The organism is Brevibacillus dissolubilis (genome assembly GCF_006170445.1).
Taxonomy (GTDB): Bacteria; Bacillota; Bacilli; order Brevibacillales; family Brevibacillaceae; genus Brevibacillus_B; species Brevibacillus_B dissolubilis.
In genome coordinates, this window is the sequence record NZ_VCNA01000003.1 from 437,492 (window position 1) to 462,397 (window position 24,906).

Annotated in this window: 22 protein-coding genes, 1 riboswitch and 1 other annotated feature; of the genes, 8 read left to right on the forward strand and 14 right to left on the reverse strand. The window is 51.3% G+C overall.

All coding sequences use genetic code 11. From position 1 onward, the window contains the following. Positions 1 to 48: 48 nt before the first annotated feature. Positions 49 to 831, forward strand: a complete 783-nt coding sequence (locus FGI41_RS08195; RefSeq protein ID WP_255298389.1) for a DUF817 domain-containing protein — start codon at positions 49 to 51, stop codon at positions 829 to 831. Positions 832 to 837: 6 nt separating this feature from the next. Here FGI41_RS08195 and FGI41_RS08200 read toward each other — a convergent pair whose 3' ends face one another. The 3 genes from FGI41_RS08200 to FGI41_RS08210 form a co-directional block, all read right to left on the reverse strand. Beyond that, the gene (locus FGI41_RS08200) at positions 838 to 2,034 is read right to left on the reverse strand and encodes an MFS transporter (RefSeq protein ID WP_139489464.1); all 1,197 of its coding nucleotides are present in this window, start codon (positions 2,032 to 2,034) and stop codon (positions 838 to 840) included. Positions 2,035 to 2,134: 100 nt separating this feature from the next. Next, entirely contained in the window at positions 2,135 to 3,142 is a 1,008-nt protein-coding gene (locus FGI41_RS08205; RefSeq protein ID WP_139489465.1) for an Rpn family recombination-promoting nuclease/putative transposase, read from the reverse strand. Positions 3,143 to 3,426: 284 nt separating this feature from the next. Beyond that, positions 3,427 to 5,034, reverse strand: a complete 1,608-nt coding sequence (locus FGI41_RS08210) for a peptide chain release factor 3 (RefSeq protein WP_139489466.1) — start codon at positions 5,032 to 5,034, stop codon at positions 3,427 to 3,429. A gap of 154 nt (positions 5,035 to 5,188) precedes the next feature. On the opposite strand from FGI41_RS08210, the gene FGI41_RS08215 reads away from it, so the two are divergent. Together FGI41_RS08215 and FGI41_RS08220 are read left to right on the forward strand one after the other, a co-directional pair. After that, a complete protein-coding gene (locus tag FGI41_RS08215) occupies positions 5,189 to 6,706 on the forward strand; it encodes a carboxypeptidase M32 (protein WP_139489467.1) in 1,518 nt (505 codons plus the stop codon). A gap of 100 nt (positions 6,707 to 6,806) precedes the next feature. Then, positions 6,807 to 7,373 carry a mismatch-specific DNA-glycosylase gene (locus FGI41_RS08220; protein ID WP_139489468.1) on the forward strand — a complete coding sequence of 189 codons (567 nt, stop codon included), beginning with the start codon at positions 6,807 to 6,809 and terminating at the stop codon, positions 7,371 to 7,373. Positions 7,374 to 7,405: 32 nt separating this feature from the next. On the opposite strand, the gene FGI41_RS08225 is transcribed toward FGI41_RS08220, so the two are convergent. The 5 genes from FGI41_RS08225 to metH form a co-directional block, all read right to left on the reverse strand. Further along, positions 7,406 to 7,636: a hypothetical protein gene (locus tag FGI41_RS08225; protein WP_139489469.1), complete on the reverse strand. Its 231-nt coding sequence runs from the start codon at positions 7,634 to 7,636 to the stop codon at positions 7,406 to 7,408. A 135-nt stretch (positions 7,637 to 7,771) separates the two neighbouring features. Continuing rightward, positions 7,772 to 8,947 (reverse strand): YpdA family putative bacillithiol disulfide reductase, encoded by a 1,176-nt coding sequence (locus FGI41_RS08230; protein ID WP_139489470.1) that lies wholly within the window; start codon positions 8,945 to 8,947, stop codon positions 7,772 to 7,774. 88 nt (positions 8,948 to 9,035) lie between these two features. Beyond that, entirely contained in the window at positions 9,036 to 9,563 is a 528-nt protein-coding gene (locus FGI41_RS08235; protein WP_139489471.1) for a hypothetical protein, read from the reverse strand. 108 nt (positions 9,564 to 9,671) lie between these two features. After that, positions 9,672 to 11,546 carry a bifunctional homocysteine S-methyltransferase/methylenetetrahydrofolate reductase gene (locus FGI41_RS08240; RefSeq protein WP_139489472.1) on the reverse strand — a complete coding sequence of 625 codons (1,875 nt, stop codon included), beginning with the start codon at positions 11,544 to 11,546 and terminating at the stop codon, positions 9,672 to 9,674. A gap of 26 nt (positions 11,547 to 11,572) precedes the next feature. After that, positions 11,573 to 15,034 (reverse strand): methionine synthase, encoded by a 3,462-nt coding sequence (metH, locus tag FGI41_RS08245; RefSeq protein ID WP_139489473.1) that lies wholly within the window; start codon positions 15,032 to 15,034, stop codon positions 11,573 to 11,575. Positions 15,035 to 15,132: 98 nt separating this feature from the next. Further along, a riboswitch (SAM riboswitch) is annotated at positions 15,133 to 15,230 on the reverse strand. Between the two features lie 187 nt (positions 15,231 to 15,417). Here metH and FGI41_RS08250 point away from each other — a divergent pair. From FGI41_RS08250 to FGI41_RS08270, 5 genes are all read left to right on the forward strand, one after another. Beyond that, on the forward strand, positions 15,418 to 15,516 hold the full coding sequence (locus FGI41_RS08250) for a YjcZ family sporulation protein (RefSeq protein ID WP_139489474.1): 99 nt from the start codon (positions 15,418 to 15,420) through the stop codon (positions 15,514 to 15,516). A 193-nt stretch (positions 15,517 to 15,709) separates the two neighbouring features. Beyond that, positions 15,710 to 16,186, forward strand: a complete 477-nt coding sequence (locus FGI41_RS08255) for a hypothetical protein (protein ID WP_139489475.1) — start codon at positions 15,710 to 15,712, stop codon at positions 16,184 to 16,186. A 91-nt stretch (positions 16,187 to 16,277) separates the two neighbouring features. Continuing rightward, positions 16,278 to 16,605 (forward strand) — a binding site (T-box leader). 97 nt (positions 16,606 to 16,702) lie between these two features. Further along, on the forward strand, positions 16,703 to 18,418 hold the full coding sequence (gene argS, locus FGI41_RS08260) for an arginine--tRNA ligase (protein WP_139489476.1): 1,716 nt from the start codon (positions 16,703 to 16,705) through the stop codon (positions 18,416 to 18,418). 299 nt (positions 18,419 to 18,717) lie between these two features. After that, entirely contained in the window at positions 18,718 to 19,284 is a 567-nt protein-coding gene (locus tag FGI41_RS08265) for a hypothetical protein (RefSeq protein WP_139489477.1), read from the forward strand. Between the two features lie 3 nt (positions 19,285 to 19,287). Then, positions 19,288 to 19,905, forward strand: a complete 618-nt coding sequence (locus FGI41_RS08270) for a hypothetical protein (protein WP_139489478.1) — start codon at positions 19,288 to 19,290, stop codon at positions 19,903 to 19,905. 61 nt (positions 19,906 to 19,966) lie between these two features. Here FGI41_RS08270 and FGI41_RS08275 read toward each other — a convergent pair whose 3' ends face one another. The 6 genes from FGI41_RS08275 to FGI41_RS08300 all read right to left on the reverse strand — a co-directional run bounded on the left by FGI41_RS08275 (position 19,967) and on the right by FGI41_RS08300 (position 24,685). Then, a complete protein-coding gene (locus tag FGI41_RS08275; protein ID WP_139489479.1) occupies positions 19,967 to 20,383 on the reverse strand; it encodes a hypothetical protein in 417 nt (138 codons plus the stop codon). Positions 20,384 to 20,526: 143 nt separating this feature from the next. Further along, positions 20,527 to 21,384 carry a deoxyribonuclease IV gene (locus FGI41_RS08280; protein WP_139489480.1) on the reverse strand — a complete coding sequence of 286 codons (858 nt, stop codon included), beginning with the start codon at positions 21,382 to 21,384 and terminating at the stop codon, positions 20,527 to 20,529. 5 nt (positions 21,385 to 21,389) lie between these two features. After that, complete coding sequence (locus FGI41_RS25390; RefSeq protein WP_255298375.1) at positions 21,390 to 21,944, reverse strand: hypothetical protein; 555 nt, start codon at positions 21,942 to 21,944, stop codon at positions 21,390 to 21,392. 161 nt (positions 21,945 to 22,105) lie between these two features. After that, positions 22,106 to 23,110, reverse strand: coding sequence for an aliphatic sulfonate ABC transporter substrate-binding protein (locus tag FGI41_RS08290; RefSeq protein WP_139489481.1), 1,005 nt, complete (start codon positions 23,108 to 23,110; stop codon positions 22,106 to 22,108). Positions 23,111 to 23,127: 17 nt separating this feature from the next. Next, positions 23,128 to 23,910 carry an ABC transporter permease gene (locus tag FGI41_RS08295; protein WP_139489482.1) on the reverse strand — a complete coding sequence of 261 codons (783 nt, stop codon included), beginning with the start codon at positions 23,908 to 23,910 and terminating at the stop codon, positions 23,128 to 23,130. Next, complete coding sequence (locus FGI41_RS08300) at positions 23,843 to 24,685, reverse strand: ABC transporter ATP-binding protein (RefSeq protein WP_139489483.1); 843 nt, start codon at positions 24,683 to 24,685, stop codon at positions 23,843 to 23,845. Before FGI41_RS08300 ends, FGI41_RS08295 begins: the two co-directional genes overlap by 68 nt. Between the last annotated feature and the right edge of the window lie 221 nt (positions 24,686 to 24,906).

Below are 24,906 nucleotides of genomic sequence, written 5' to 3' on the forward strand. Positions count from 1 at the left end.
GATTCGATTCCCTTGACCCTATGATCGGAGGTTTTTCCCGTTAGACGGCTGATCCTGTTTTTCCTGCATTTTGGCTACCAAGAAGCGATGTCGTGCTTGTTTCCCGTGTTTATCTTTTTATCACTGGGTCTCTCTAAGCTGATCATCATCCCAGGTCTGCCCCGCTATGACCTGTTGCTCCTTCTGTGTCTCGGGATGCAGGTCTTCATGGTCAAAAGCGGGTTGGAGACACGGGACGAGCTGAAGGTCATCACAGTGTTTCACCTGATTGGTCTTTTGCTTGAACTGTTTAAAACGCACATGGGCTCTTGGAGTTATCCTGAGGATGCCTACTCCAAGCTCTGGGGAGTCCCCCTCTACAGCGGGTTCATGTATGCAAGCGTGGCCAGCTATCTGTGTCAGGCATGGCGCAGACTGGGGATTACCCTGATCGGCTGGCCCCGTGCCATCTGGACCGTACCATTGGGGATGGCGATCTATTTTAACTTCTTTACCCATCACTATATCTGGGATATACGTTGGTGGCTGATCCTGGCCGTATTTATCCTCTTCTGGCGAACACGGCTTACGTTCATCGTGAACCGCGAAACCTACGGCATGCCGCTGAATCTTGGATTTTTTCTCGTCGGCTTCTTTATCTATCTGGCAGAAAATATCGCGACATTCCTTGGCGCTTGGCAATATCCTGACCAGTCGGCAGGCTGGCAGCTGGTTCATTTCTCCAAGCTCAGCTCATGGTATCTGCTGATCATCGTCAGTTTCATCATCGTCGCACAATTGAAGCACGTCAAAGCAAACCAGGGCTTCCGCCCGCCTGCCTCATTCCGCTAACTGTTCTTAGCGGGTGACAGGGCGAGTCGCCTTGGTTTTTTTGTCTTGAAACATCAAGCAGAAGGCACTCGTCGCCATCAGAATACAGAACGCGAAGAAAAAGGAGCTGTGTACGTTATCATTGGCACCGGCAATAATCGGGCTGATAATCGCCCCTACTGATAAAACTCCGGAAAACAGGCTGAATGCCGTCCCATACATGTCTCGCGGAATTTTTTGCAGCAAGACCGTCGTCATCGCCGGGAACAAGATTCCGAAGCTCATACCGATGAAAAACATCAAGATGTACAGCGAGATGCCCATATTAATCGCCAAGGCGTAAATGACCAATCCAAGCTGAAACAGCCCGATGGAACAGCGGATGACCGGCGAGACCCGATTCAGCCAGAACTGACTGAGCACAACGAGTGACCCGATGCCCATCGCACTGAACACAAGACCCGTAACAGACGGATCAAGATTCTCCTGCTGGATCAAAAGAGGAATTTCGTACATCGCGGTTCCCTGCGCATACATAACGGCGAAGCCAGTCAGCAAGGCCGGATAAAGCGCTGGCATGGTAAAAATCAGACGGAACACATCGAGAACCGCCACCCGTTTCCCTTCTTTTGGCGGATTGGACTCAGATGACGCCCCCCGTGCCATCTGATAACGCTCCCTTGGCAAGGCAATCATGGCAAACAGTCCCGTCAAGATCAACAGGCCCCCGAGGATGACAAATGAGTATGCATACCCCCACTCTGCTGCCAAAAAGCCCCCCGCTGCCGGAGAGATGATCGAAGCACTGGTCAGCACGATCCCTTTTTTGGCCATCACCTTCCCCTGCTCTTCCTCCGTCCGTCCAAGTTGACCCAACAACGCAGAGGCTGCCGGCCCAACGAAAGCCATCACATATCCGTATGTCAGGCGCAATCCCAGCAACTCCTTGGAGGTATTCACCAGTCCATGGGCTACCAACAGTCCTCCTGCAATCATCAATCCGATCGCAATAAAATTCTTTTTGCTGTAGCGGTCCAAAAACGGTCCTGCTGTCATGTTGCCGATCAGATTGGTGATCGAATACGCCCCAAGCAATATGCCCATCATCATTGCCGATGTCCCCAGCTCCTTAAGATAAGGGCTTAACAGCGGCATCTGTGCGTGCATATCAAAGGACGCCAAAAACAAAATGATAAACAACAGCCACCCGTACTGCTTCGACACACCTTCCACTCCTCTCGCTTCCGCTCTGTCTGCTTCAATATATGTGGACAGGGACAAAAAAAGATTCCCGGTTTTTTCCCGGAAATCAGTGGTGGCAGAATCATTTGGTGTCATCGGGGAGTTGTTTTTGAAGTTGTGTGATCTCTTCTGGGGATAGTCCGGTGACTTCTGAGATTAAGGGGATGTCAGTGCCTTTAGCGAGCATGGTCAGGGCAATTTTTCGCATCGATGCAGCGGCTCCTTCTGCGATCCCTCTCTCTATTCCTTCTGCCAGTCCCCTTTCCATGCCTTGTTCCAGTCCTCGTTCCAAACCTCTTTCTAAACCCTGCTCCAAACCTTGCTCCAAACCTCTTTCCAAACCTTGTTCCATTCCGCGTTCCATCCCGCGATTAAACCCTTCTTCCTCAGCACCACTCACCCTGGAAATCTCATCACGCAGCGCCTTTTCCCTCATCTCAGACCGGATCCGCTCGATTTTGTCATGGCTTAAGTATTCCAGCACATCAAACGCTTTTTTAATGGTGGGGTCTGTCATCGCTAGCTCCTCCCGTATCTCGTCATGCTCGGCCGCTAAAAACTGCAGCCACTTGACCAGCATACTGTCATCTGTGACCGAAGCTGATCTAAGCTTCTTCAATTCCAAAAAATGAATCTCCAAGTCGTCTGTTAAGAGAGTTCCGCTGGTATCCTCGCAGACGTGAAACACACTGTGGTATGACTCGCTCTTCAGGCAGTTGAAATCAACGATATTGATCGTAATGGTCTTTTTCAGTTTCTTGTAATTATCCCGTTGTTGCAGCTGCCCCTCATACATTTTGGCCCAGTAATAGAGGGTTCGTTTTTCAATATTGTACGGATTGAACAATTGGATTTCAATGTTGATGTGAACACCGTCAGCGGTCAGCACTCGTACGTCAAGGACGGATTGCTTGTCGCCCAGCATGTCTGGTTCCAGATGGGGATTCAGCAGGACAATCTCTGTGATCTGGCGGTCGTCCGGGAGCTGGAGGATGGCATTTAAGAGGGACAGCAGGATGTCTTTATTCTCCTCTGCTCCAAAAATCCGTTTGAAAACAAAATCTACTTTCGGGTTCATCAGCTTGGTCATAGGGCATGTACCTCTTCTCTTTTATCTCTTGAGAGGTATTGTAGAACAGAGGCTTAGGACAAAAAAAGCAAATTTCCCTGCAGTGTACGAAAGGGCGTCTACTCATTCATCCTACCACTGGTTAAACCAAAACGTGCTCTATCAAAACCCATAAATAACCTGCGAAACAATCAAGGATACCGTTAACAAAACAAAATAAAATAAAAAAGCCCTTCCCCCGAAAGGAAAGAGCTTTCCATACAATCAAACCAACTCGATTGAAAATAACGAATCAATCGCTACACTTACGCCTGTGGATTCTTTTTCAATCCAAGTGAACTGTCGTGGAACTGAAGCTTCGGATATTTCTCCTGTGCCATACGGAGCTGGTACTCACTCTCAAACAGCATGACAGGACGTCCGTAGCGGTCAGAAACGGTCTGGTTACGGGAGGATACCGCTTTGAGCGCTTCCTCGTCACCGTCAATCCAGCGGGCGATCTGATAGCTCATGCGCGTAAGGTTGATATCGACACCATACTCGGCTTTGAGACGATACTCAAGCACCTCGAACTGGAGCACACCAACTACACCAAGGATCAGTTCATCCCATGGATGGGTCTTGAACAGCTGTACAGTACCTTCCTCGGTCAGCTGCATGATTCCTTTTTGGAACTGCTTGTGCTTCATCGCGTCCTTCACCGTTACCTTAGAGAAGAACTCAGGCGAGAAGTGTGGCATCTCTTCAAACTCGAACTGTTCACCGACGACCAGCGTATCCCCAATCTGGAAAATACCTGGGTCGAACAGACCGATGACGTCACCTGCGTATGAGGTTTCGACGATTTCACGATCCTGTGCCATGAACTGCATCGGCTGGGCCAGCTTGATGTCTTTGCCCATACGCACATGCTTGACGCTCATCCCGCGCTCAAAACGGCCGGAACAGATGCGCAGGAATGCCACGCGGTCACGGTGAGCCGGGTTCATGTTGGCTTGAATTTTGAAAATAAAGCCGGAGAACGGACGACCGGTCGGCTCGATCAATCCTGCCGTACTTTTCTTCGGTGACGGCGGTGGAGCCATCTGCAGGAAGTTCTCGAGGAACGTCTGTACGCCGAAGTTGTTGATCGCAGAACCGAAGAAGACTGGAGTCAACTCCCCTTTGGCGATCAGCTCTGGGTTGAACTCGTCACCTGCTACGTCCAAGAGAGAAATCTCATCCTTGAGCTGGTCAGCCAAGACATCGCCTACACGCTCACGGATCAAACCGTCTTCTGCACTCTCCACTTCGAAGAACTTGATTTCTTGATGCTGGGAGTCGTTCTGGTACAGCTCCACACGGGATTGGGTACGGTCGAATACACCGCAGAAGTGTTGACCCATCCCAATCGGCCAGTTCATTGGATAGGAACGGATCCCGAGGACGTTTTCCAGTTCTTCCAGCAGGTCGAACGGATCTTTCCCGTGACGGTCCAGCTTGTTGACAAAGGTAAAGATCGGAATGCCGCGCATCCTGCAGACTTTGAACAGCTTTTTGGTCTGTGCCTCGACCCCTTTAGCTACGTCGATGATCATCACGGCCGCATCCGCTGCGGTCAGGGTACGGTAGGTATCCTCCGAGAAGTCTTCGTGGCCTGGGGTGTCCAAGATGTTGATATGGTGACCCATGTATTCAAAGTCCATCGCACTGGAGGTTACGGAGATTCCGCGTTTTTTCTCGATCTCCATCCAGTCAGATGTTGCGTGCTTGGAATTCTTACGTCCCTTGACGGTTCCCGCTTCACGGATGGCACCGCCGTAGTACAAGAGCTTTTCAGTCATGGTCGTTTTACCCGCGTCCGGGTGGGAAATGATGGCGAACGTGCGTCGCTTCAGGATCTCATTATCCCAACTGCTGTCGTATTTGCTCATGCTTTCATTCTCCTAAGTAAAATCGGGGTTACACCCTGGTCTTCTAACGATTATACCTACAATCAGCGGAAAACTCCATATGATGTTTTTTTCAAATCAAATAGGATATAATGGGAGAACCGAAAATTTTGCAGGAAATGATTGGAGGTTCACCATGTCTTCTACATTTGAAAAGCAGGTCAAAGGCTTTCATGACTTGTCAAAACGCACTTTCAGCTACATTCATGCACTTAATGTACTGCACTGGGATCTGCGCACAGCAGCTCCACGCAAAGGGATGGACCCGCGCTCTGAGATGATCGGCGTCCTGTCCGGCGAGCATTTCAAATTAAGCACCTCAAGCGAGATGGGTGAATACCTGCAAGCGCTGAGCGAACCGGCTACATACGAACAACTCGATCCTGTTACCAAAAAACTGGTGGAGCTGACGAAAAAAGATTTTGAGCGCAGCAAGCGCGTCCCACCAGACCGCTACCAAGAATTCGTGGTGCTCACCTCCCAAGCCGAAACCGTCTGGGAAGAAGCCCGCGCCAACAACGACTTCAAAATGTTCCAGCCTTATCTGGAAAAAATCATCGCGATGACACTGGAATTCATCGACTACTGGGGTGTCAAGACCTCCAAGTATGATACCCTGCTCGACCAATACGAGCCAGGCATGACAACTGACGTCCTCGACGGTATGTTCAAGGTGTTGCGTGACAAATCTGTACCGTTGCTCAAAGCGTTGGTGGAATCCGGCAACCGTCCTGACACCAGCTTCCTCCAGCAGCCTTTTGATGTGGCTCAGCAGGAAGCGTTTAGCCGTTTTGTCGTGGAGCGCATCGGCTTTGATTTCCAAGCTGGCGTCCTTGCCAAAAGCACCCATCCATTCTGCACCAGCTTTGGTCCAAATGACGTCCGCATGACCACGCGCTACGATGAAAATGATATCCGCGACTCTTTCTTCAGCACCATCCACGAGACAGGTCACGCGATCTATGAGCAAAATATCAACCCAGAGCTGTTCGGCACACTGCTGTGCGACGGTACGTCCATGGGGATTCACGAGTCCCAGTCCCGTTTCATCGAGAACATCCTGGGCAGAAGCCTGCCGTTCTGGCAGCATTTCTACGGGGATCTGCAAAACCATTTCCCAACCCAATTCAAGGATGTCAGCCTTGAGCAGTTTTACCGTGCGATCAACATCTCTGAGCCATCCCTAATCCGTACAGACGCCGACGAGCTGACCTACAACCTGCACATCATGGTACGCTACGAGATCGAAAAAGGTCTCATCAGCCAAGAGTTGAATGTAGCCGACCTGCCAGGCATCTGGAATGAAAAATACAAAGAGTACCTCGGCATTGACGTACCAAACGACAAAATGGGCGTTCTCCAAGACGTACACTGGGCTGGCGGCAGCATCGGCTATTTCCCTACTTATTCACTGGGTAATGTCTATGCCGCACAGTTCACCAACACGCTCAAAAAAGAAATCACCAACTACGATGAGCTGGTTTCCCGCGGTGAATTCGCGCCAATCATCAAGTGGTACAACGAAAAAATCCACCAATACGGCAAGCTAAAAGACCCGAGCGAACTCGTTGTCGAGATCACCGGCGAGCAGGCGAATGCACAATATCTGGTGGAGTATCTGGAGCAAAAATTCAAGAGCGTATACGGTCTGTAGGCCTGTCTCGCTGTTGAATCTGATTGAACACCAAAAGACCTTCCTATCGCTTATGTACAAGGGCGATGGTGAAGGTCTTTTTTACCAAGGGGGTATACCTGTGGAAGATTTTTCAGATAAATGGCTTCCCACCTACATCCGGCACGGCCTAACCGTCCTCTTCTGCGGCATTAATCCGGGACGGGTCTCTGCCACCAAGGGATTTCACTATGCCAATCCCGCCAATCTGTTCTGGCGCGGGCTGTATGAGGGCGGGCTGACACCGGTGCAGCTGAAGCCAGAGGAGACAATGCACCTGCTTGACTGCAACTATGGCATTACCGACCTTGTAGCGAAGCCGACACATGGGTCAGGCGATCTTGGCAAAAACGATTTTGCCGAAGGCACGGCGAATTTTGTCCAGATGGTCCAGACGTATCGTCCACGGGTGATTTGCTTTAATGGAGTGACCGCGTTTCGTCATGCGACAGGGCGGCATAAGGAAAAAGTGAGTGTCGGCTTGCAGGACGGGCTGTTTTTTGGCAATGACGAATGGGACGGGGCTTATGTGTTCCTCGTCCCCTCTACCAGTGGAGCGAATGCCAATTTTACGCGGGAAGAGCGACTGCGGCTGTTCGGTGTGCTAAGTGAGTGGCTTCGGGAAAAGGGCTGGCATCCGCTCGCGTAACTGACAACGTAGCGTGCAGCTTAGATTGTAAATCAGACCCCGCCACCACCACCATCGGGTCCGCCGCCGAACTGACCATTGCGGTAATTCGATACGTGAAAATGGGCTTCAGCTGCAGCCGTATCTGGAGTCGCGTCTCCTCTGTGTGATTCGGGATGTTCATATGAGGTGGACATCCTTTTTCGTTTGGCAACGACATCGTAGATATAGCCAAATAGTAAAACTCCACCGAGACCGCCTACCCATAGCATCCAAATCGACATGGTACAGCCCCCTTCGCTGTTTTCCTATGCAAAAAAGCCAAGTACCGGTTCATATATGTGACGAGCCAAACATGCAAAAGGTTTGCTTTTTGCGTATCCCGAACCGCTATTGATCAAACGCAAAGATACGGGAGATCAGGTTGGTGTTGCTTCGGGTTTTGCTTCGAGTTTTGCCGCGATCTCCTTCGCGATCAGTTCCCCGTGAAAACGGCCATTCTCAATAAAAATCTCATTGGCATGACGACTAGAGACGATCACACCGGCTACATACAGGTTGGGAATATTAGTTTCCATAGTATCTGGGTTGGTCACAGGTGCTCCGGTCTCATCATCCAGCTGGGCGTCCATGGATGCGAGCAGCGTGCGGTCGGGTCGGTAACCGATCAGGGCGAGTACGAAGTCGTTGGGCAGTTCAGTCAGGACATGGGTAGCTTCATTCGGCTGAGTGTCTTTTCTGACATCATCGGTTGGATCGAGCGTACCAGCCGCATCGTCCTCTGGCTGTTTTGTTTCTACTATAATATGCTGTTCGTGAATTTCACGCACCACGCTATTGTACATGATACGAATATCTCCTTTTTCCGCAGCACTCTCAAACAGGGGGCGTGTCCAAGCTTTAACGCGCGGAGAGAGGGCTTCACTTCGGCAGATCACCGTCACCTCTGCCCCTGTACGCATCAGGTCTAGTGCGGAGTCGACGGCGGAGTTGCTGCTGCCGATGATCGCCACCTTTAATCCGGCATACGGGTGGGCTTCTTTGTAGTAAGCAGAGACCTTTGGCAGATCTTCGCCTGACACACCAAGCTTGTTAGGCTGGTCAAAATAGCCTGTTGCGATGATCAGATGAGCAGAGGTGTAGGTGTGGTTCTTGCCGAAGCGGTCAGTGGTATGGACGGTGAAGTTGGTCTGCGGACTGTGTGGCACGTTTGCAAAAGACAGGCCGCCCGCCTGTTCTCCCGTAAGCGCGTGGTCGGCAGCTCCCGCCGAGTTGAGCCCTTCCGCATTCATACGCTCCACAGACGTAACCGTCTCATACGTATGAATCCGCAGCCCACTGCGTTCGGCTACCAGACGGTAATACGTCAATGCCTCCAGCCGTGTCGGCTTTTCGTTGGGCGTCACAAACGGCACTCCCCCGATCTCCAAGCGTTCCGGAGTACTGTGGAAAATCATGTAGGTCGGGTAGTTATAGACAGCGTTGACGAGCGTTCCTTTTTCAATAATAAGTGGGTCGATGCCACGTTTTTTCAGTTCGACAGCGGCAGACAGACCGCAGGGGCCTGCACCGATAATGATCACTTGTTCGTTCATAGCAGCAGATGTCCTTTCCTCGCTTATGCTTTCTTTTTATTATACCCGAATAAAAAGTAAGTGGGGTTCTATTTGAATGAGAGAAAGCCTATTGGAATCTAAAAACAGGATTATAACCACTCCTACACCAACGCAAATACAACGATGCCCCATCTTTCCCGTTATTCGGCAACTTGAGGGCTGCACTTCCCTCCATACACTCCGACACTGGCTCTTTATCGTCGATGACAAAAGTCAAGAACCAGGTGGTACCGAGGCGAAACGGCATGATGATCTCGCCATCTGCCACTTCACGTCCTTGCTTATCCCGCATGGTGAAATGGACAGTTCCCTTGCCTAAGCGTTGGGCCGTGATGTATTGATAATAGTAATTCGGCTCGTAGTTATTCTGTATCAAGTCCGTCCCCTTGATGGTTTGACTGCTTAGTATCCCATCGTATTGAAAAGTAAGCATGCTTACATCAAAGGGAGCATCGGTGTTGTTCTCAAACGAAATCCTAATGGCGCCTTCATTAGTCATGAGGAACGGCACAATCACAGCCACGAATAACACAAAACCGATCAGAGCGCTTACAATGCCTTTTTTCTGCGGATCTGGAAACAGGATTCTTCTCATCGCTTGTCTCCCCTTAGCTTATTCCCTCCTTTTACCATATGTTTATGAGAGGAAAAAAGCGCTCCACTGTCGCGGAGACAGGAGCGCTTTTTTCCGTTTCTATCAAACCTACAAAGCCTTACTCTCATTTACCAAAGCTGGAACCTTGGATTTCTCCATCACATACTTGGTCAACTCTACCGTCATTCCATAATAGTCAAACGGTGTGATCAGATAGATCCCGTTGAAGTATTTCAGAGTGACATCGATCAGTTCCTTCGCCATCTCGTTACCGACGCGGCGGGCTTCCTCACCTTGGACTTCTTTCATACGCTCACGGGCTTTGTCAGACAGCTTGATGCCTGGTACCTCGTTGTGGAGGAACTCGGCGTTGCGGGAGCTGGTGAGCGGCATGATGCCGATGAAGATGGGAATGTCGATGTGCTTGGTCGCTTCATAGATTTTGATGATCGTCTCGGCATCGTAGACAGGCTGGGTCATGATGTAATCAGCGCCTGCCTCTACTTTTTTCTCCAGACGGGCCACGGCGGCGTCCATGTGGCGGACGTGCGGGTTAAAAGCAGCCCCGACGACGAAGCGGGATTTTTGCTTGAGCTGGCGGCCTGAGAAGGAGATGCCTTCATTGAGCTGCTTGATCATGCGGATCAGGTCAAAGGAGCTGACATCAAAGACAGAGCTTGCTCCCGGCAGATCACCGAAACGGGATGGGTCGCCGGTGATGACCAGCACTTGGTCGATCCCGAGTGCATGCAGGCCCATCAGGTGGGATTGCTGACCGATCAGGTTACGGTCACGGCAGGCGATGTGCAGGAGCGGGTCGATGTTGTAGTGTTGCTTCATCAATGCACCCAGTGCCATGTTGCTCATACGGACATTGGCAAGTGAGTTGTCAGCAAGGGTAACCGCGTCAGCCCCGGCGGTATGCAGTTCACAACAGCCGCGAAGGAAGTGCTCGGCATCCAAGTCTTTTGGCGGGTCGAACTCAACGATGATGGTCGGGCGTTCCTTGACCAGCTCCACAATGCTAGGCTGGTGGCGCGGCTGAACGGTGTAAATCCCTGCTCCCTCTTCCTGTGGCTGGGTCACTGTCGGATTGACGCGCTCGACAGGTGGCAGGTCGCCCAACTTATCTACCATGGCACGGATGTGGCCTGGTGTCGTCCCACAACAGCCACCGATGATGCGGACGCCTTGTTCACGCAGACGCAGGGCGCTCTCGCCGAAGTATTCCGGGCTTGATTTGTAGGCCAGCTCCCCGTCTACGGAGCCAAGACGCCCTGCGTTTGGGAATGCAGAAATATAGAGATCGTCTGGGACGATGGTCGATTCAAAAGAACGCAGCACCTCGGCAGGACCGAGACGGCAGTTGAGGCCGACGATGTCTGTACCTGCCTGTTTGAGCTGGGCAAAGGCATCAGTCAGGCTGTAACCGTCACGGGTGCTGCCCACTTCAAGCAGGGCCAGCTGGGAGATGATCGGCAGGTCGGTCAAGCCGCGCACCACATCGACAGCAAGGAGCAGCTCGTCGAGGTCGAGGAAGGTCTCCAGCAGGATGCCATCGACTCCGGCATGCAAGAGAGCCATCGCCTGCTGCTCGAACTGATCGGCGTACTCGTGAATTTGCTGATTGCGGACGCGTCCGGCGATGATCGAACCCATCGCACCGACGACGAATGCATCGTCACGGGCCGCTTCGCGGGCGATCTGCACGGCTGCCATGTTGATCTTGGTCACCTTGCTCTCCAGACCGTAGCGGGACAGGCTGTCACGGTTGGCGCTGAACGTGTTGGTCTCAAGCATCCGTGCTCCTGCGTTGTAGTAAGCGGTGTGGACTTCGCGTACCAGCCCTGGATTGGTCAGGCAAAGCTCCTCGTAGCTCACACCAACGGGTACGCCCCGCTGGTAGAGCTGTGTCGCCATCGCGCCATCGCCGACAAGGATATGTTCTTTGAGATATTCTCTTAGATTTTTACGGTTCGTCATATGGTTTCTCTTCCTCTCCCTGTTCCCTATACTTCTACTTCGAGAGCTGGCGTCGCATTAAAGTAGCGTGCTTCTGGGTGGGCAAAGACCATCGCGGTAACAGATGCTTCCGGGTCCATCATGAAGCCATCTGTCAACTGTACGCCGATATCCTCTGGTTTCATGAGACGGAACAGTTTTTCCTGATCTTCCAGGTTCGGACATGCAGGATAGCCGAAAGAGACACGAATCCCTTGGTAACGGGCGCCGAAACGCTCCAGCATGGTCATCTCCGGTGCATCCGGGAAGCCCCATACATCGCGCATCACGTGGTGGAGACGCTCTGCGAAGGCTTCGGCGAGCTCCAGTGCCACCGCCTGTAGGACGTGGGAGCGCAGATAATCGCCTTTTTCCTTCCATTCTTGAGCCATCTCACGCACACCTGCACCTGCTGTAACAGAGATGAAACCGACATAATCCATCTCACCGCTCTCCACCGGACGCAGGAAGTCTGCGAGGCAGAGGAACGGCTCTTGCGGCTGACGCGGGAAGGTGAAGCGCTCCAGCACTTGAGTAGTATCTTGTGGATGATAGATGATGATGTCATCGCCCTCGGACTGTGCCGGGAAGAAGCGGTACATCCCTTGTGGCTTGATCAGTTCTTTGTCACGTGCTTCGGTCAGCAGCTCTTCGACGATGCTGTAGAGCTCGGTTGTTTTGGCATCGCCTTCTGCCAGCAGTTTGTCTACGTTGCCGCGTACACCAAGGTGTTTACCGAGGAGCATACGGAGGTTGACATATGGCTGCAGGTGAGCGATTGGATAGTCACGCAGGACATGGCGCTCGGTGTCTGGCGGCAGATAGACAGGTGTAGTGGTACTTGTTGTCGAGCGTCTTTTCTCCACAGGTGCTGCTGGTGCCGCTTGGACAGCTTCTGCGTTGCCTGCTTTGTAGTTCTCAACTGTTTCTCTGGTCTCGGCTGCGAGTACTTCGCGATCTTTCGGGTTGCTCAGCTTGTTGGCGATATCTAGACCATCCATCGCATCCTTGGCGTAGAGGACGAGGCCATCGTACTCCGGTGCGATGCGGGTATGGGTAAATTTGCGGGTGAGCGCGGCACCGCCGACGAGGATCGGCACATCAATGCCTGCTTCTTTTAAATCTTGAGCTGTGGTGATCATCTGTTGGGCGGATTTTACCAAGAGACCGGAGAGACCGATCATGTCCGGCTTTGTCTCGCGGGCGGCTTGGATCAATTGCTCTGGTGGTACCTTGATCCCGAGGTTGACGATCTCGTAGCCGTTGTTGCCTAGAATGATCTCTACCAAGTTTTTCCCGATGTCATGCACGTCGCCTTTTACGGTGGCGAGCAGGATCTTGCCTTTGGAGGCGGAGTCGGATTTTTCCATGAACGGCTCAAGGAACGCTACAGACGCTTTCATGACCTCGGCACTTTGCAATACCTCGGCGACGATCAGCTGGTTGCCGTTGAACAGGCGGCCTACCTCTTCCATCCCGGCCATCAGTGGGCCGTTGATGATATCGAGCGGAACGTATTTTTCCAGTGCCAGCTGCAGGTCTGGGATCAGGCCGTCTTTGGAGCCTTCTACTACATAGCTTGCGAGACGTTCTTCCAATGTCAGGTTGGAGACCTCTTTTACTTCTACCTTTTTCTTCACACGATAGAAGTCAGTGAAGGTAGCGAGTGTCTCATCATTGGTGCGGAACAGCAGGTCTTCTGCCAGCTTGCGCTCATCCTCTGGAATCGAAGCGTAGCGCTCCAGCTTCTCGGTGTTGACGATCGCATAGTCAAGCCCTGCCAATGTACAGTGGTAGATGAATACAGCGTTAAGCACTTCGCGTCCTGCGGCAGGCAGACCGAATGATACATTACTTACCCCAAGGATCTGCTTGCACTCTGGGAAATGCTCGTTGATCAGGCGGATCCCCTCTACCGTCTCCAATGCGGAGCCGATGTACTGCTCATCCCCTGTACCAACCGGGAAGACAAGCGGGTCAAAAATGATATCCTCCGGCTTCAAGCCAAAATCATTCACAAGGATCTCGTAGGAACGCTTCGCTACCGCCAGCTTGCGCTCACGCGATACCGCCATGCCCTGTTCATCGATGGTACCGACGACCACAGCTGCACCGTATTTATGAATCAATGGGACGATCTCTTCAAAACGCTCCAGACCATCCTCTAAGTTAATCGAGTTGATGATGGCTTTCCCTTGGGAATATTTGAGGCCCAGCTCGATGACTTTCTTATCGGTAGAGTCGATCATGAGTGGAGCTTTTACTTTTTTCACGACGAATTGCAGGAACTGCTCCATGTCAGCCAGCTCATCGCGGTCCGGGTCAGCAAGACACACGTCGATAACATGTGCGCCTTTACGCACTTGGGCACGGGCGATGTCAGAGGCTTCCTCGTATTGGCCTGCGGCGATCATCTCACGGAATTTCTTGGAACCGATGACATTGGTACGCTCACCGACGAGCAGTGGACGGTTTTCTTTTTCGATATACAGCACCTCAATGCCGGATACTGCTGGCAGGTGTGGCTTGGTTTCGGTGCGTGGCTTGTAGTCTTTTAAGGTCTCGGCCAGGGCACGGATGTGGTCTGGTGTGGTCCCGCAGCAGCCGCCTGCGATGTTGATCCAGCCACGCTCAGCAAAAGCAGCCACCTTGGTCGCAAGGCTTTGTGGAGATTCATGGTATTGTCCGTTTTCATCCGGCAGACCCGCGTTCGGGTAACAGCTGATGCCACATTGCGCGATCTCTGCGAGGGAACGGATATGGTCGCGCATGAATTCAGGGCCGGTCGCACAGTTCAGACCCACGGTAATCGGGTTCAAGTGTTCAATGGAGATATAAAAAGCCTCAATATTCTGACCAGCTAACGTGGTGCCCATTGGCTCAATCGTCCCGGAGATCATCACCGGGATTTCATATCCAAGCTCTTCGAAGGCCTGACGAATCCCGATGCCGCCTGCTTTGACATTGAGCGTATCTTGCGAAGTTTCTAACAAAAGAAGATCGACGCCGCCCTCCATCAAGCCTTTTGCCTGACGGTAGTAAGAGTTCACCAACTGCTCAAAAGTCACGCCGCCCGTCAATGCCAGCGTCTTGGTGGTTGGCCCCATCGAACCTGCCACATAGCGCGGCCATTCTGGTGTGGAGTACTTGTCCGCCGCTTCCTTCGCGATTTTGGCTGCCGCGATGTTGATTTCCATGTCTTTTTCGGAAATGTCGTATTCAGCAAGTACAATATCAGTCGCCCCGAACGTATTCGTCTCGATGATATCAGCACCCGCTTCAAAATAGGTCTCATGAATGCCAAGAATCACATCTGGACGAGTCAGTACCAGCATCTCGTTGCAGCCTTCCAGGTCTTCTCCGCCGAAGTCTTCTGCGGTCAGATCCGCCTGTTGCAGCATCGTCCCCATTGCACCGTCTAAAATTAAGATTTTTCGGGCGAGTTGCTCTTGAAGTGTTGGTTTACTCATTCCTACTCCTCATTCCTGTCTAAGATAAAATAAAAAAATCCTCTCTCGAAAAATCGAGCAGAGGATGACATAACGATTCAAACATGTTTTAGTCCCCTCTCTCATCTCTCAAGCGTACTGCTTTGCTGGAATTGGCACCTGATTGTCGGTTGCCGAGGCTTCGTAGGGCCAGTCCCTCCGCCTCTCTTGATAAGAGAATTACTAATATTTGACTATCTGTAATATTAACATCATCATCAATCTTCGTCAACATCTCATTTTTTTCCAGTTGTATAGTCGAATCGTGACAGCCGCCCATTTTTGTCAGCCTCTGGGCGAATGCCCAAACCAAAGCGGGCATTGGCGTATAGACTGAAGCATAACCCAAAAGGAGGAGTTACATTATGAGTACATCATTCTTTGGCGGCGGTTTTGGTGATTGCTTCGCGTTGATTCTGGTTCTGTTCATCCTCTTGGTCATCGTAGGTGCAGCAGAAGACTAAACCGAATGACATCGCTCGTAACGAGCTGGGTAAAAGGAGGGGCTGATGCCTCTCCTTTTTTCTCTGCGGACGGCTTGTCCCAGACCGGCAAGATAATCGTGGGTCCGCTCCGCCCGCTGCCCGTTGCACCCACTCTGTTGTCACTCTTCTCCCCATCTGCTACGATAAAACCATGAAAGGAGCGATACCCCTCATGCAAGAGCACGACCAACTTCCCACCAAAAGCGAGTTCCTCTCCACTCTGGAGACCGTGAAGGAACTTTCCCAAAATGAATTTGACATCTACTCCGTCGTGAAGGAAAAGGCGACCGGGCAGCATTACCTGCGCTATCATTTTATTCATTATAATCTCTCCGAGGGTGGCCACCGTGACGCCTACGACTACTTCCTGCCGCTTGATTCCGACGACGTGCTGTCGATCGTGCTGGGCGATGCACCGTACCAGTACCCGGAGCATTGGCAGAAGGTCTACCTGCGCACCGGTCATGACGAGCGTCTGGTTTATTTTGACCCGACGGAGAACTTCGACATCGAAGGGGATGCCGAAGAGGAGCAGGCGATCCTCGAAGCGCTGGCCCGCTACAAGCAGGATTTTGCTGCAGCAGAGGATAAGGATGCCTTCACCAAGGAGTTTTTTGCGAAGCTTGAGCAGCTGCGTAAGCGCGGTTAACAATAAGGCTTGCCCCACAAGATAAAATTGGGGATTCACGGAAGGATAAAGTTGCAAACTCCCCGCTTGATCGCTATAATATGACAGTAATATGTAATCGCTGATGAGGAGAGTATGCATACAGCTAAATCGCCTAAGCGAGCCGGGGATGGTGGAAGCCCGGTGCGGAGCCGTTGCAGAAGCGCACCTCGGAGATGCAGGTCTGAACGCTTTTTTCCCTCCCCTGTACAATGTCGATATAGACGTACTGTACAGACAGGTCAAAAAATGCTGTGTAGGACTTGACGGGTCTGCCCGATATAGCAGCTTGAGTCGGTTTCCATCCTGTGCCTGCCTGTCTTGTCTGTAGACATGCCGCACAGAAGCAATGGGGACAAAAAGAGTGGCACCGCGGGAGATATCAACCTCTCGTCTCTTCCTTGGTACAGGTCAATGCGATCTGCGCCGTCGGAAGAGATGAGAGGTTTTTTGATGTTCTACTGGATGTTCTGATGAAGAGAAAGGATGATTACGCACATGAGCTACAAACAACTCGTCGCTGAAAAAATCAACAGCGCCCTGACCCAACTGGGTGTCGAAGACTTCTCCACCGAAAAAGTACTGGATATGCTGGAAACCCCGCCAAACCCAAAAATGGGTGACGTCGCGTTCCCTTGCTTCCAATTGGCAAAAGCCCTGCGCAAAGCGCCGCCGATGATCTCCCAAGAGCTGGCTGGTCACATCCAAGATCCGCTTTTTAAAGAAGTACAGGTAGCAGGTCCATACCTCAACTTCTTCTTCAACCAGCATGCCGTGACCCACAACGTGATCCAAACCGTAATCAGCCAAGGCTCTGCCTACGGTGATACCAACATCGGCCAAGGCCGTAACGTGCCGATCGACCTCTCCTCCCCGAACATCGCGAAGCCGTTCTCCATGGGCCACCTGCGCTCCACTGTCATCGGGAATGCGACAGCCAACATCCTGAGCAAGCACGGCTACCAACCAATCCGCATCAACCACCTCGGTGACTGGGGCACCCAGTTCGGTAAGCTGATCGTGGCGTACAAAAAATGGGGCGATGAAGAAGCGGTCAAAGCAGAGCCGATCAAGGAGCTGCTCACCCTCTACATCAAGTTCCACGAAGAAGCCGAGCATGACAAATCCCTTGAGGATCAAGGCCGCGAGTGGTTCAAAAAGCTCGAAGACGGTGACGAGGAAGCCAAGCACCTGTGGCAATGGTTCCGTGACGAATCCCTGCAAGAGTTTATGAAAATCTACGACCTGCTCGGCGTATCCTTCGACTCCACCGCAGGCGAAGCCTTCTATAATGATAAAATGGACCGCATCGTTGACCTGCTCGAGCAAAAAGGTCTCCTGACCGAATCCGAAGGCGCGATGGTCGTCTCCCTCGAGGAATACGACATGCCTCCTTGCCTGATCAAAAAACGCGACGGCGCTACCCTCTATGCCACCCGTGACCTGGCAGCTGCGCTCTATCGTCATGAAGAGTTCGATTTTGCCAAAGCTCTCTACTGCGTAGGCGGCGAGCAGCGTCTGCACTTCCAGCAAGTGTTCAAGGTGCTGGAGAAAATGGGCTACGACTGGGCGAAAAACATGCACCACATCCCATTTGGCATGATGCTCAAGGACGGCAAAAAGATGTCCACCCGTAAAGGGAAAGTGGTTCTGCTTGAGGAAGTTCTGGCCCAAGCGATCCACGATGTCAAACAGGTTATTGAAGAGAAAAATCCAACACTTGCTGACAAAGACGCTGTCTCTCGTCAAGTAGGTGTCGGCGCGGTAATTTTCCACGATCTCAAGCACTTCCGCCTCAATGATATCAACTTCTCTTGGGAAGAGATGCTGACCTTCGAAGGCGAGACCGGGCCGTATGTGCAATATACCCATGCTCGTGCCTGCTCCCTCTTGAAGCGCGGCGGCTATGTGCCGGGCGGCGAGATCAACATCGTAGAAGGTGCACTCGAGGGCGACGAATCCTGGGCGGTTGTAACCGAGCTTCTGCGCTTCCCAGAGGTGCTGGAGCGTGCATTGGAGGACTTCGACCCGTCACAGGTGGCGCGTTATGTGATTCTGTTGGCGCAGACATTTAACAAGTTCTATGCGCATGTACGTATCGTCGCTGAGGATGAAGCGGTGAAAGAGTCCCGCCTGCATCTGGTCGCTGCGGTGATTGAAGTGTTGAAAGAGGGTCTGCGACTGTTAGGGTTGCAGGCGCCGGAAGAGATGTAGGAGTGGATTAATCACTATTGAAATTTCTTTCGTTATAAGCTATTAGCAAAAGAGGTTCATGTTCACCTGATCTTTTTAAGGGTCAGGGAAACGTGAACCTCTTTTTTATGTAGAACATCAGTAAAGTCTATGCCTGATTGTTTTTTCAAGACACGCATATACAGAATTTTAGTTTACAAATTTTATAACAAGAAATAAATATTCCATTAATTGTATTGACTAAACATTTTGGGAGTTGTATATTCATTTTCGTTTTTAACAAATTTTAGGAAGATTCATTAAGTGAGACGCTTCAGCTATTGAAAGTAATTGTAATTCCAACATTATTATTTGGTTTTGGACAGATTGTCAATGGTGCTGACCTCTATTCTGGCGGTTATCCCTCATCGGTAGTGAGCAGTTTAAAATATGTTATTTCCGGTGCCCCAAATAGCACATATTCTACTATGATGAAAACAGGTGCAAATAGTTGGAACGGTGTTAGTTCAAAAGTTTATGTTTCTAATAATAATACTGGAGCCAAAATGAGTGTTATTTGTAACACAACTTCCTATAACACGGATGGAGTGGTTGGCCGAATGTACCCTTACTACTACGATACGTTCGGTAACGCTAAATATGATTCAACATATGTTAATATATGGGATGTGACCGATGTATATGGATATGAATTAGTAATGGAAGAGGAATTCGGAGATAACAATTATTTCCATCAATCCACATATGCCCATGAAGTTGGTCATGCGTTAAGTCTAAATCATCCTGCTTCTGGATCAGCAATTATGAGACAAGGGTGGGATGGGGTTCAGTATACAGTCCCTCAAACACTCGATAAAACAAATTTGAAGACGAAGTGGGGATATTAATTTATGAATGTTCGTTCTAAATCATTGATATTCACAGGACTTTCCCTAGTCGTACTGCTCGGGGCTTCTCTTACAATCGGCTCAACCAGTTCGAAGCAAAGCATTCATGAGCCAATCCAAAAAGCTGTTGTTCAAGGTACACATATCACTTACAGTACTGTAGAAGAATTAGAAAATCGGGCCGATCTAGTTGTTATAGGTAGCCCCGTAAAAAAATTCGAGGAAGAGACCGCTGTTGTTACGTATAACCAAGCAGGTCGATTTGAAGATTTCTATACACCTTCTGAGATCAAGATTAATGAAATCCTAAAAGGTACACATTCCGAGAAGATTATTTTTGTAAATCAGAATGCAGCCATTACAACTAATTTGGATGGAAAAGAAAAAATCATGCTAATTGATGAAGGCTATTCAGTCATGGAAAAAGGGAAGCAATACTTGCTCTTCCTTCGAAAAGTGAACGGCGAAAAATTTTCAGTAATTGCCGTAAATCAGGGGAAATATAACATAGACGGAACCGACGATGGTGAGAAGGAAGAAGCGAAGCATGATGAGTCGTATGCGAAACTACGAGAAAAGGTAAAGAGCAAATATAAGGATAAATTCAAATCCCCCTATTAAAAACAGGAACCACCATGTTCTCCTCGGGAACACGGTGGTTTTTACTGTTTCTTACCTTGCCTTACTCCTCGTCCATCTCAACCACTTTCTTCTTCTCCACAGCAAACCATGCCTTGTTCAGCAGCTCCACGAGCTTTTTCGGGAATGATTGCGAGGCTTGGACTTCGTTGCCGATGCCGTCTACTCCACGGTAGAGAAGGGCGGTGTCATCGTTTGGATCAGACATCGTCTCGATGACCATATCTCCGATTTTGCCGGCTACCTTCCATTCGGTAATCATCAGCTGATACTCGTCTGGAGCCAGCTCGATGTAATCGTCGGAGCCTTCAAACTCGATGACAGCATAGCCGTCTGGTTCGATGTCTGCTTCGTAGAGATTGCCGTTCGCTTTTTCGAAGAGTTGGATTTCGTCTGGGTTGTTGAGGTTTTCTTTGATTTGGTCGTAATTGTGGATCGTTACTTTAATGGTACGTTTCATAGGGTATCGCCTCGGACAGTTAGTTTTGGCGTGTCTGGCACGCGTATATGTATCTTATGCATTCTACCATGTTTGGGCGAGGTGTTTCCACTCCAGGTGTGGCGAAAGGTTGGCGGTTGGCAGATCAACTTCTACTCCCCTGCCTATTGTGCGACCAGCTCTTCTGTCAGCTCCTTGAGATACCGAATCTCCTCTGGGTGCCCATACGCTGCCGTTGCAGGGGTCTCCAGCACGAGTGGTAAGTCACGATCGCGTATCTCAAGCGAAAAAAGCATCTCACGAAACGCCTTCTCCCCAATCTCCCCTCTGCCGATCTGGGCATGCCTGTCGCGGTAAGATTGGGTCGGGTACATGGAGTCATTTAGATGGATGGCGCGCAGGTGCTCCAGATAGCCGAGCTCACGCGCCTTGGTCATGACGTCGGGCCAGTTGTTGCCGTTCCAGATGCCGCTGGCGAAGGCGTGGCAGGTGTCGAGGCAGAAGCCGACTTTTTGCGGGTGCTTGATCAGCTTGTGGATCTGGACCAGCTCCTCAAGTGTTGTCCCCATGCGATTGCCTTGGCCTGCGTTGTTTTCAAGCAGGATGAGGCTTTGTCCCTGCCATTGCTCCAGAATTTCGTTGAGGGTCTTGATCATGAGCTGGTAGCCGTACAGCGGGTCGGTCTCCCTGCCTTTGTACTGGCCGAAGTGGACGACCACCCCGACCGATCCGCAGGCATCTGTGATGGCGAGGTCATTTAGAACAGAAGCGATCGTGACAGCGCGCAGCTCAGGCTCTTCGGTACACAGGTTGGTCGGGTATGGGGTGTGGGCGATGGAGATGAGGCCGTGCTCCTCACAAAAGCGGCGGCAAGCCTCGGCGCTCCGCTGGTCGAAGGCTTTGACCGTCAGGCTGCGCGGGTTTTTCGGGAAATATTGAAAAGCCGAGGCTCCGTGTGCCAAAGCGGTCTCTGCGGCACCGAGATAGCCTTCGCGGATCGATGCGTGGAAGCCGAATCTCATCCGGGCTACTCCTCCAAGCGCATGATCGTATAGGAATCGCGGACCTCGGTCATATTGCCATTCTGCTCAGCCATCTCCAGCTTGGCTAGGATATCTTGCAGGACACTGGCGAAAATCAGGGTGAGTTCCCCTGTGTTCATCGGTTTTTGACTGTAGCGGGCGATCATTTGGTAGCCGATCCGTTTAAATTTCTCGGCGTCCTGCACCTCCAACGTATCACAGAGATCATGGATCAGAGAGGCGAGGACGGTGTTGGCTTGTTCGTAGATGTCTGCTCCTGCAGCGGTAGTGTTGGTGGTTCCGTCAGCGGTTGGGGTTGGGGTTGCTGCATAGCTCATACCGTGTCCTTCTGTTGGATTCGCTTGTCCACCAGAGATCACGACGGTGCCGCCTGTTGCCGGACGATAGTCTTGTGGTGTCGCAGCATGAACGTCCGTTGCAGTCGTGCTCTGACCCTCATATGCAGGAGCCGCCACAGCGTTGTTCATACCGGCATCTGCTCCTGTGCCCTCTAGTGGTACATTGGTGCCGTGGGTTGAATCGTTCAGTGGGTCTGCCATTGGAAATCCTCCCCTTTCCATATCGTTACTGGTAGGGTGGGATTAAAGCGGTTCTTCTATGCTAAAAAAATAGCCAACTCATGCAAAAAACATCCGATCTCCTCTGCACACACTCGTCTGCGTACATCGGGTCGGATGCTCTTGCGTAAAAGGTTCCGTCTTTATTTTTTTAATACCTCTTGCAGGTAGGACAGGTTCACGAAACCGTCGATGTTGTCGGATTGTGTGTAGCCTGCCTCTTTGCTGATCGCTGCCATCTCTTTGAGCACGTCTTCGTTGACTTCATAGGTGGCTTCGCTTCGTTCCATCGCGGCTTTGATGTCATTTTCATTGAGCTCTTTGCCGGTCAGGTCTTTGAGATGCTTGATCATGAGCTTGCGCGCTTCTTCCGGGTTCTCACGGATGAACTCGATGGAGCGGACATGTGCTTTGAGCAGCTTTTTGGTCAGCTCCGGGTTGGTTTCGGTGAAGGCTTTGGTTCCGAGTACGACGGTGTTGGTGGAGTCTTTGCCCCATGCGAACTGATCCCAGTTGAGCAGCAGCTTGCCGCCTGCTTTGGTCTCCAGATTGACACCCCATGGTTCTTGGGTGGAAGCGCCGTCGACGTCTTTTTGCAGGAACAGGGTCGCGGTGTCGGCAGGTGCTTGGGCGATCATGTCAACCGTACCGCCGCTGGTTTTGGTGCTGAGACCCACTTCTTTGAGCGCTTTGCGGAGCATGATGTCTTGGGTCGAGCCGATGACCGGGATCGCGATGCGTTTGCCGTCGAGGTCTTTGAGGCTGTTGATATCGGAATCACCACGGACGACAAGCACTGCACCACCGTTGACCGCACCTGCGAGCAGCTGGTGGGTCGGGTTTTTCAGATAGTTATTCATCGCGGGGCCTGGGCCGACATAGCCGTAGTCGATCTGGCCGGTGGACATTGCTTCCATGAACAGACCGCCGTTCGGGAAGGTCTTCGTCTCCAGCTTCACCTTTCCCAGTTCTTCCTGGTAAAAGCCTTTTTCAAGACCAACGATGGCAGCCATATGGGTCAGGTTCGGGAAATAGCCGAAGCGGACGGTCTCTGCTGGTTTGCCTGCGGTTTCCTGACTGCCGCAGCCAGTGACGACGAGAGCAGCGAGAGCGATGGTGCTAAGGAAACCTTTGACGAATTTTTTCATGATAGGTGAATTCTCCTTTAGATACGGGCAGATACGCCCCATTTTTTCTGTACGCTTTTCTCCATGCGGTTGAAGACTTGGTTGTCGATGATCGTACCGACGACACCGATGATGATCATAATCGCAAGTACGAGGTCCATCGATTGAAGCGAGCGTCCCATCTCCAGCAGGTGACCAAGACCACCTGTACCGCCAACGAGCTCCCCTGCCATCAGGGCGCGCCATGCGAATGCCCAAGCGACACGCAGACCAGAGATCAGATGCGGGACAGATGCGGGGAGGATGACGGTGCGCATCAGGTGAAAGCCGGAGGAGCCCATCGTGCGGGCGACGCGCAGGAAAAGCGGGTTGATATTCTTAAAACCGGTGCTTGATGTAACCGTCATCGTCCAGGTCGCCCCGATGGTGACGATGAAGAGAATCGGAGCCTCACCCAGCTTGAACCAGAGAATCGCAAGCGGCAGCCAGACGATGGATGGGATGGATTGCAGGGCGGTCACGAGGAAGCCCAGCGTATCATCTACCCATTTGTAGCGGGCGATGAGGTAACCCATCAGAAGTCCGAGTGTGATCGAGATGACGAAGCCAAAAGCGAGACGGCGCAGGGACAGATAAGTCGCTTCGAGGATCTGTCCGCTGATGAGCCCGTTGATCAAGGTGCCGAAGACGGTTGCTTCTCCGTTCGAGGAAAAGAATAACGGCGGAAATTGAAACGACGGGTATAAGCCGGACTTAGATATCGCTTCCCAGATTATGCATAGGATCGCTAAGAACAGCGCCCTTCTTATAAGAGTAGTCATCGCCCATTTCCTCCTTCAGTACCTTTTCCATTTCTTGTTCCAATCCTTGCAGCAGTCGTGCTTCGAGATGTCGCAGCACAGAGTCCGATAAGTCGCGTGGTCGGGCGGCTTCAACGGTGAATTCCTTTTTTATGATACCAGGACGTGTCCCCATCAGGATGATGCGGGTGGAGAGCATCACGGCCTCGCGGATATTGTGTGTGATGAAGATGATGGTTTTTCCTGTTTTTTGCCAGATGGTCTGCAATTCTTCGTGCAGTACCATGCGTGTCTGCTCATCGAGTGCGGCGAACGGTTCGTCCATCAGCAGGATTTCTGGGTCCATCACGAATGCACGGGCAATCGCGACACGCTGTTTCATCCCGCCGGAGAGCTCATGTGGGAACGACTTGGCAAAACGGGTCAGATGCACCATGCGCAGACCTTCCATGGCTTTTTCATGGGCTTCTTTTTTGCTCATGCCTTTGAGCAAGAGGCCGTAGGTGACGTTGTCGAGGACGTTCATCCATGGAAACAAGCCTGATTCCTGAAACACAACGATGCGGTCGGTGCCCGGTCCCTTAATCGGTTGACCATTGACGGTGACGATCCCATCGCTTGCTGTCTCAAGGCCTGCCACGATATTGAGGATGGTTGATTTCCCGCAGCCGGATGGGCCTAAGAGAGAGATAAACTCACCGCGCTCGATGTTGAGATTGATGTCTTGCAAGACGGTTAATGGTTGACTGCCGTCTCGTTGGAAACGTTTGTTGACGTTCTGTAGTACGACCTGCATCAGTTGGTACCTCCCTTGTTGGTATGGGTCAGTATGGAAAACATGTATGAAAAACGCGTTCGCGTTTCCTGACATCCTTTAATCCAAGTTTTTCGGTTGGGATTATAGGGTTTATTATTTTCCAACTGGCAGGTCTATGTCAATGTTTTTTTGAAAATCTGATAATTTTAATCGGACATACAATTCTGGGTCATATTCCACATATGTATCATCCTAGAGGG

Coding starts and splice junctions, on each gene's coding strand:
- FGI41_RS08205 (WP_139489465.1), bottom strand. CDS start 3,142: ATGACCAAGCTGATGAACCCGAAAGTAGATTTTGTTTTCAAACGGATT.
- FGI41_RS08210 (WP_139489466.1), bottom strand. CDS start 5,034: ATGAGCAAATACGACAGCAGTTGGGATAATGAGATCCTGAAGCGACGC.
- FGI41_RS08215 (WP_139489467.1), top strand. CDS start 5,189: ATGTCTTCTACATTTGAAAAGCAGGTCAAAGGCTTTCATGACTTGTCA.
- FGI41_RS08225 (WP_139489469.1), bottom strand. CDS start 7,636: ATGTCGATTTGGATGCTATGGGTAGGCGGTCTCGGTGGAGTTTTACTA.
- FGI41_RS08230 (WP_139489470.1), bottom strand. CDS start 8,947: ATGAACGAACAAGTGATCATTATCGGTGCAGGCCCCTGCGGTCTGTCT.
- FGI41_RS08235 (WP_139489471.1), bottom strand. CDS start 9,563: ATGAGAAGAATCCTGTTTCCAGATCCGCAGAAAAAAGGCATTGTAAGC.
- FGI41_RS08240 (WP_139489472.1), bottom strand. CDS start 11,546: ATGACGAACCGTAAAAATCTAAGAGAATATCTCAAAGAACATATCCTT.
- metH (WP_139489473.1), bottom strand. CDS start 15,034: ATGAGTAAACCAACACTTCAAGAGCAACTCGCCCGAAAAATCTTAATT.
- FGI41_RS08250 (WP_139489474.1), top strand. CDS start 15,418: ATGAGTACATCATTCTTTGGCGGCGGTTTTGGTGATTGCTTCGCGTTG.
- FGI41_RS08255 (WP_139489475.1), top strand. CDS start 15,710: ATGCAAGAGCACGACCAACTTCCCACCAAAAGCGAGTTCCTCTCCACT.
- argS (WP_139489476.1), top strand. CDS start 16,703: ATGAGCTACAAACAACTCGTCGCTGAAAAAATCAACAGCGCCCTGACC.
- FGI41_RS08270 (WP_139489478.1), top strand. CDS start 19,288: ATGAATGTTCGTTCTAAATCATTGATATTCACAGGACTTTCCCTAGTC.
- FGI41_RS08275 (WP_139489479.1), bottom strand. CDS start 20,383: ATGAAACGTACCATTAAAGTAACGATCCACAATTACGACCAAATCAAA.
- FGI41_RS08280 (WP_139489480.1), bottom strand. CDS start 21,384: ATGAGATTCGGCTTCCACGCATCGATCCGCGAAGGCTATCTCGGTGCC.
- FGI41_RS25390 (WP_255298375.1), bottom strand. CDS start 21,944: ATGGCAGACCCACTGAACGATTCAACCCACGGCACCAATGTACCACTA.
- FGI41_RS08290 (WP_139489481.1), bottom strand. CDS start 23,110: ATGAAAAAATTCGTCAAAGGTTTCCTTAGCACCATCGCTCTCGCTGCT.
- FGI41_RS08295 (WP_139489482.1), bottom strand. CDS start 23,910: ATGACTACTCTTATAAGAAGGGCGCTGTTCTTAGCGATCCTATGCATA.
- FGI41_RS08300 (WP_139489483.1), bottom strand. CDS start 24,685: ATGCAGGTCGTACTACAGAACGTCAACAAACGTTTCCAACGAGACGGC.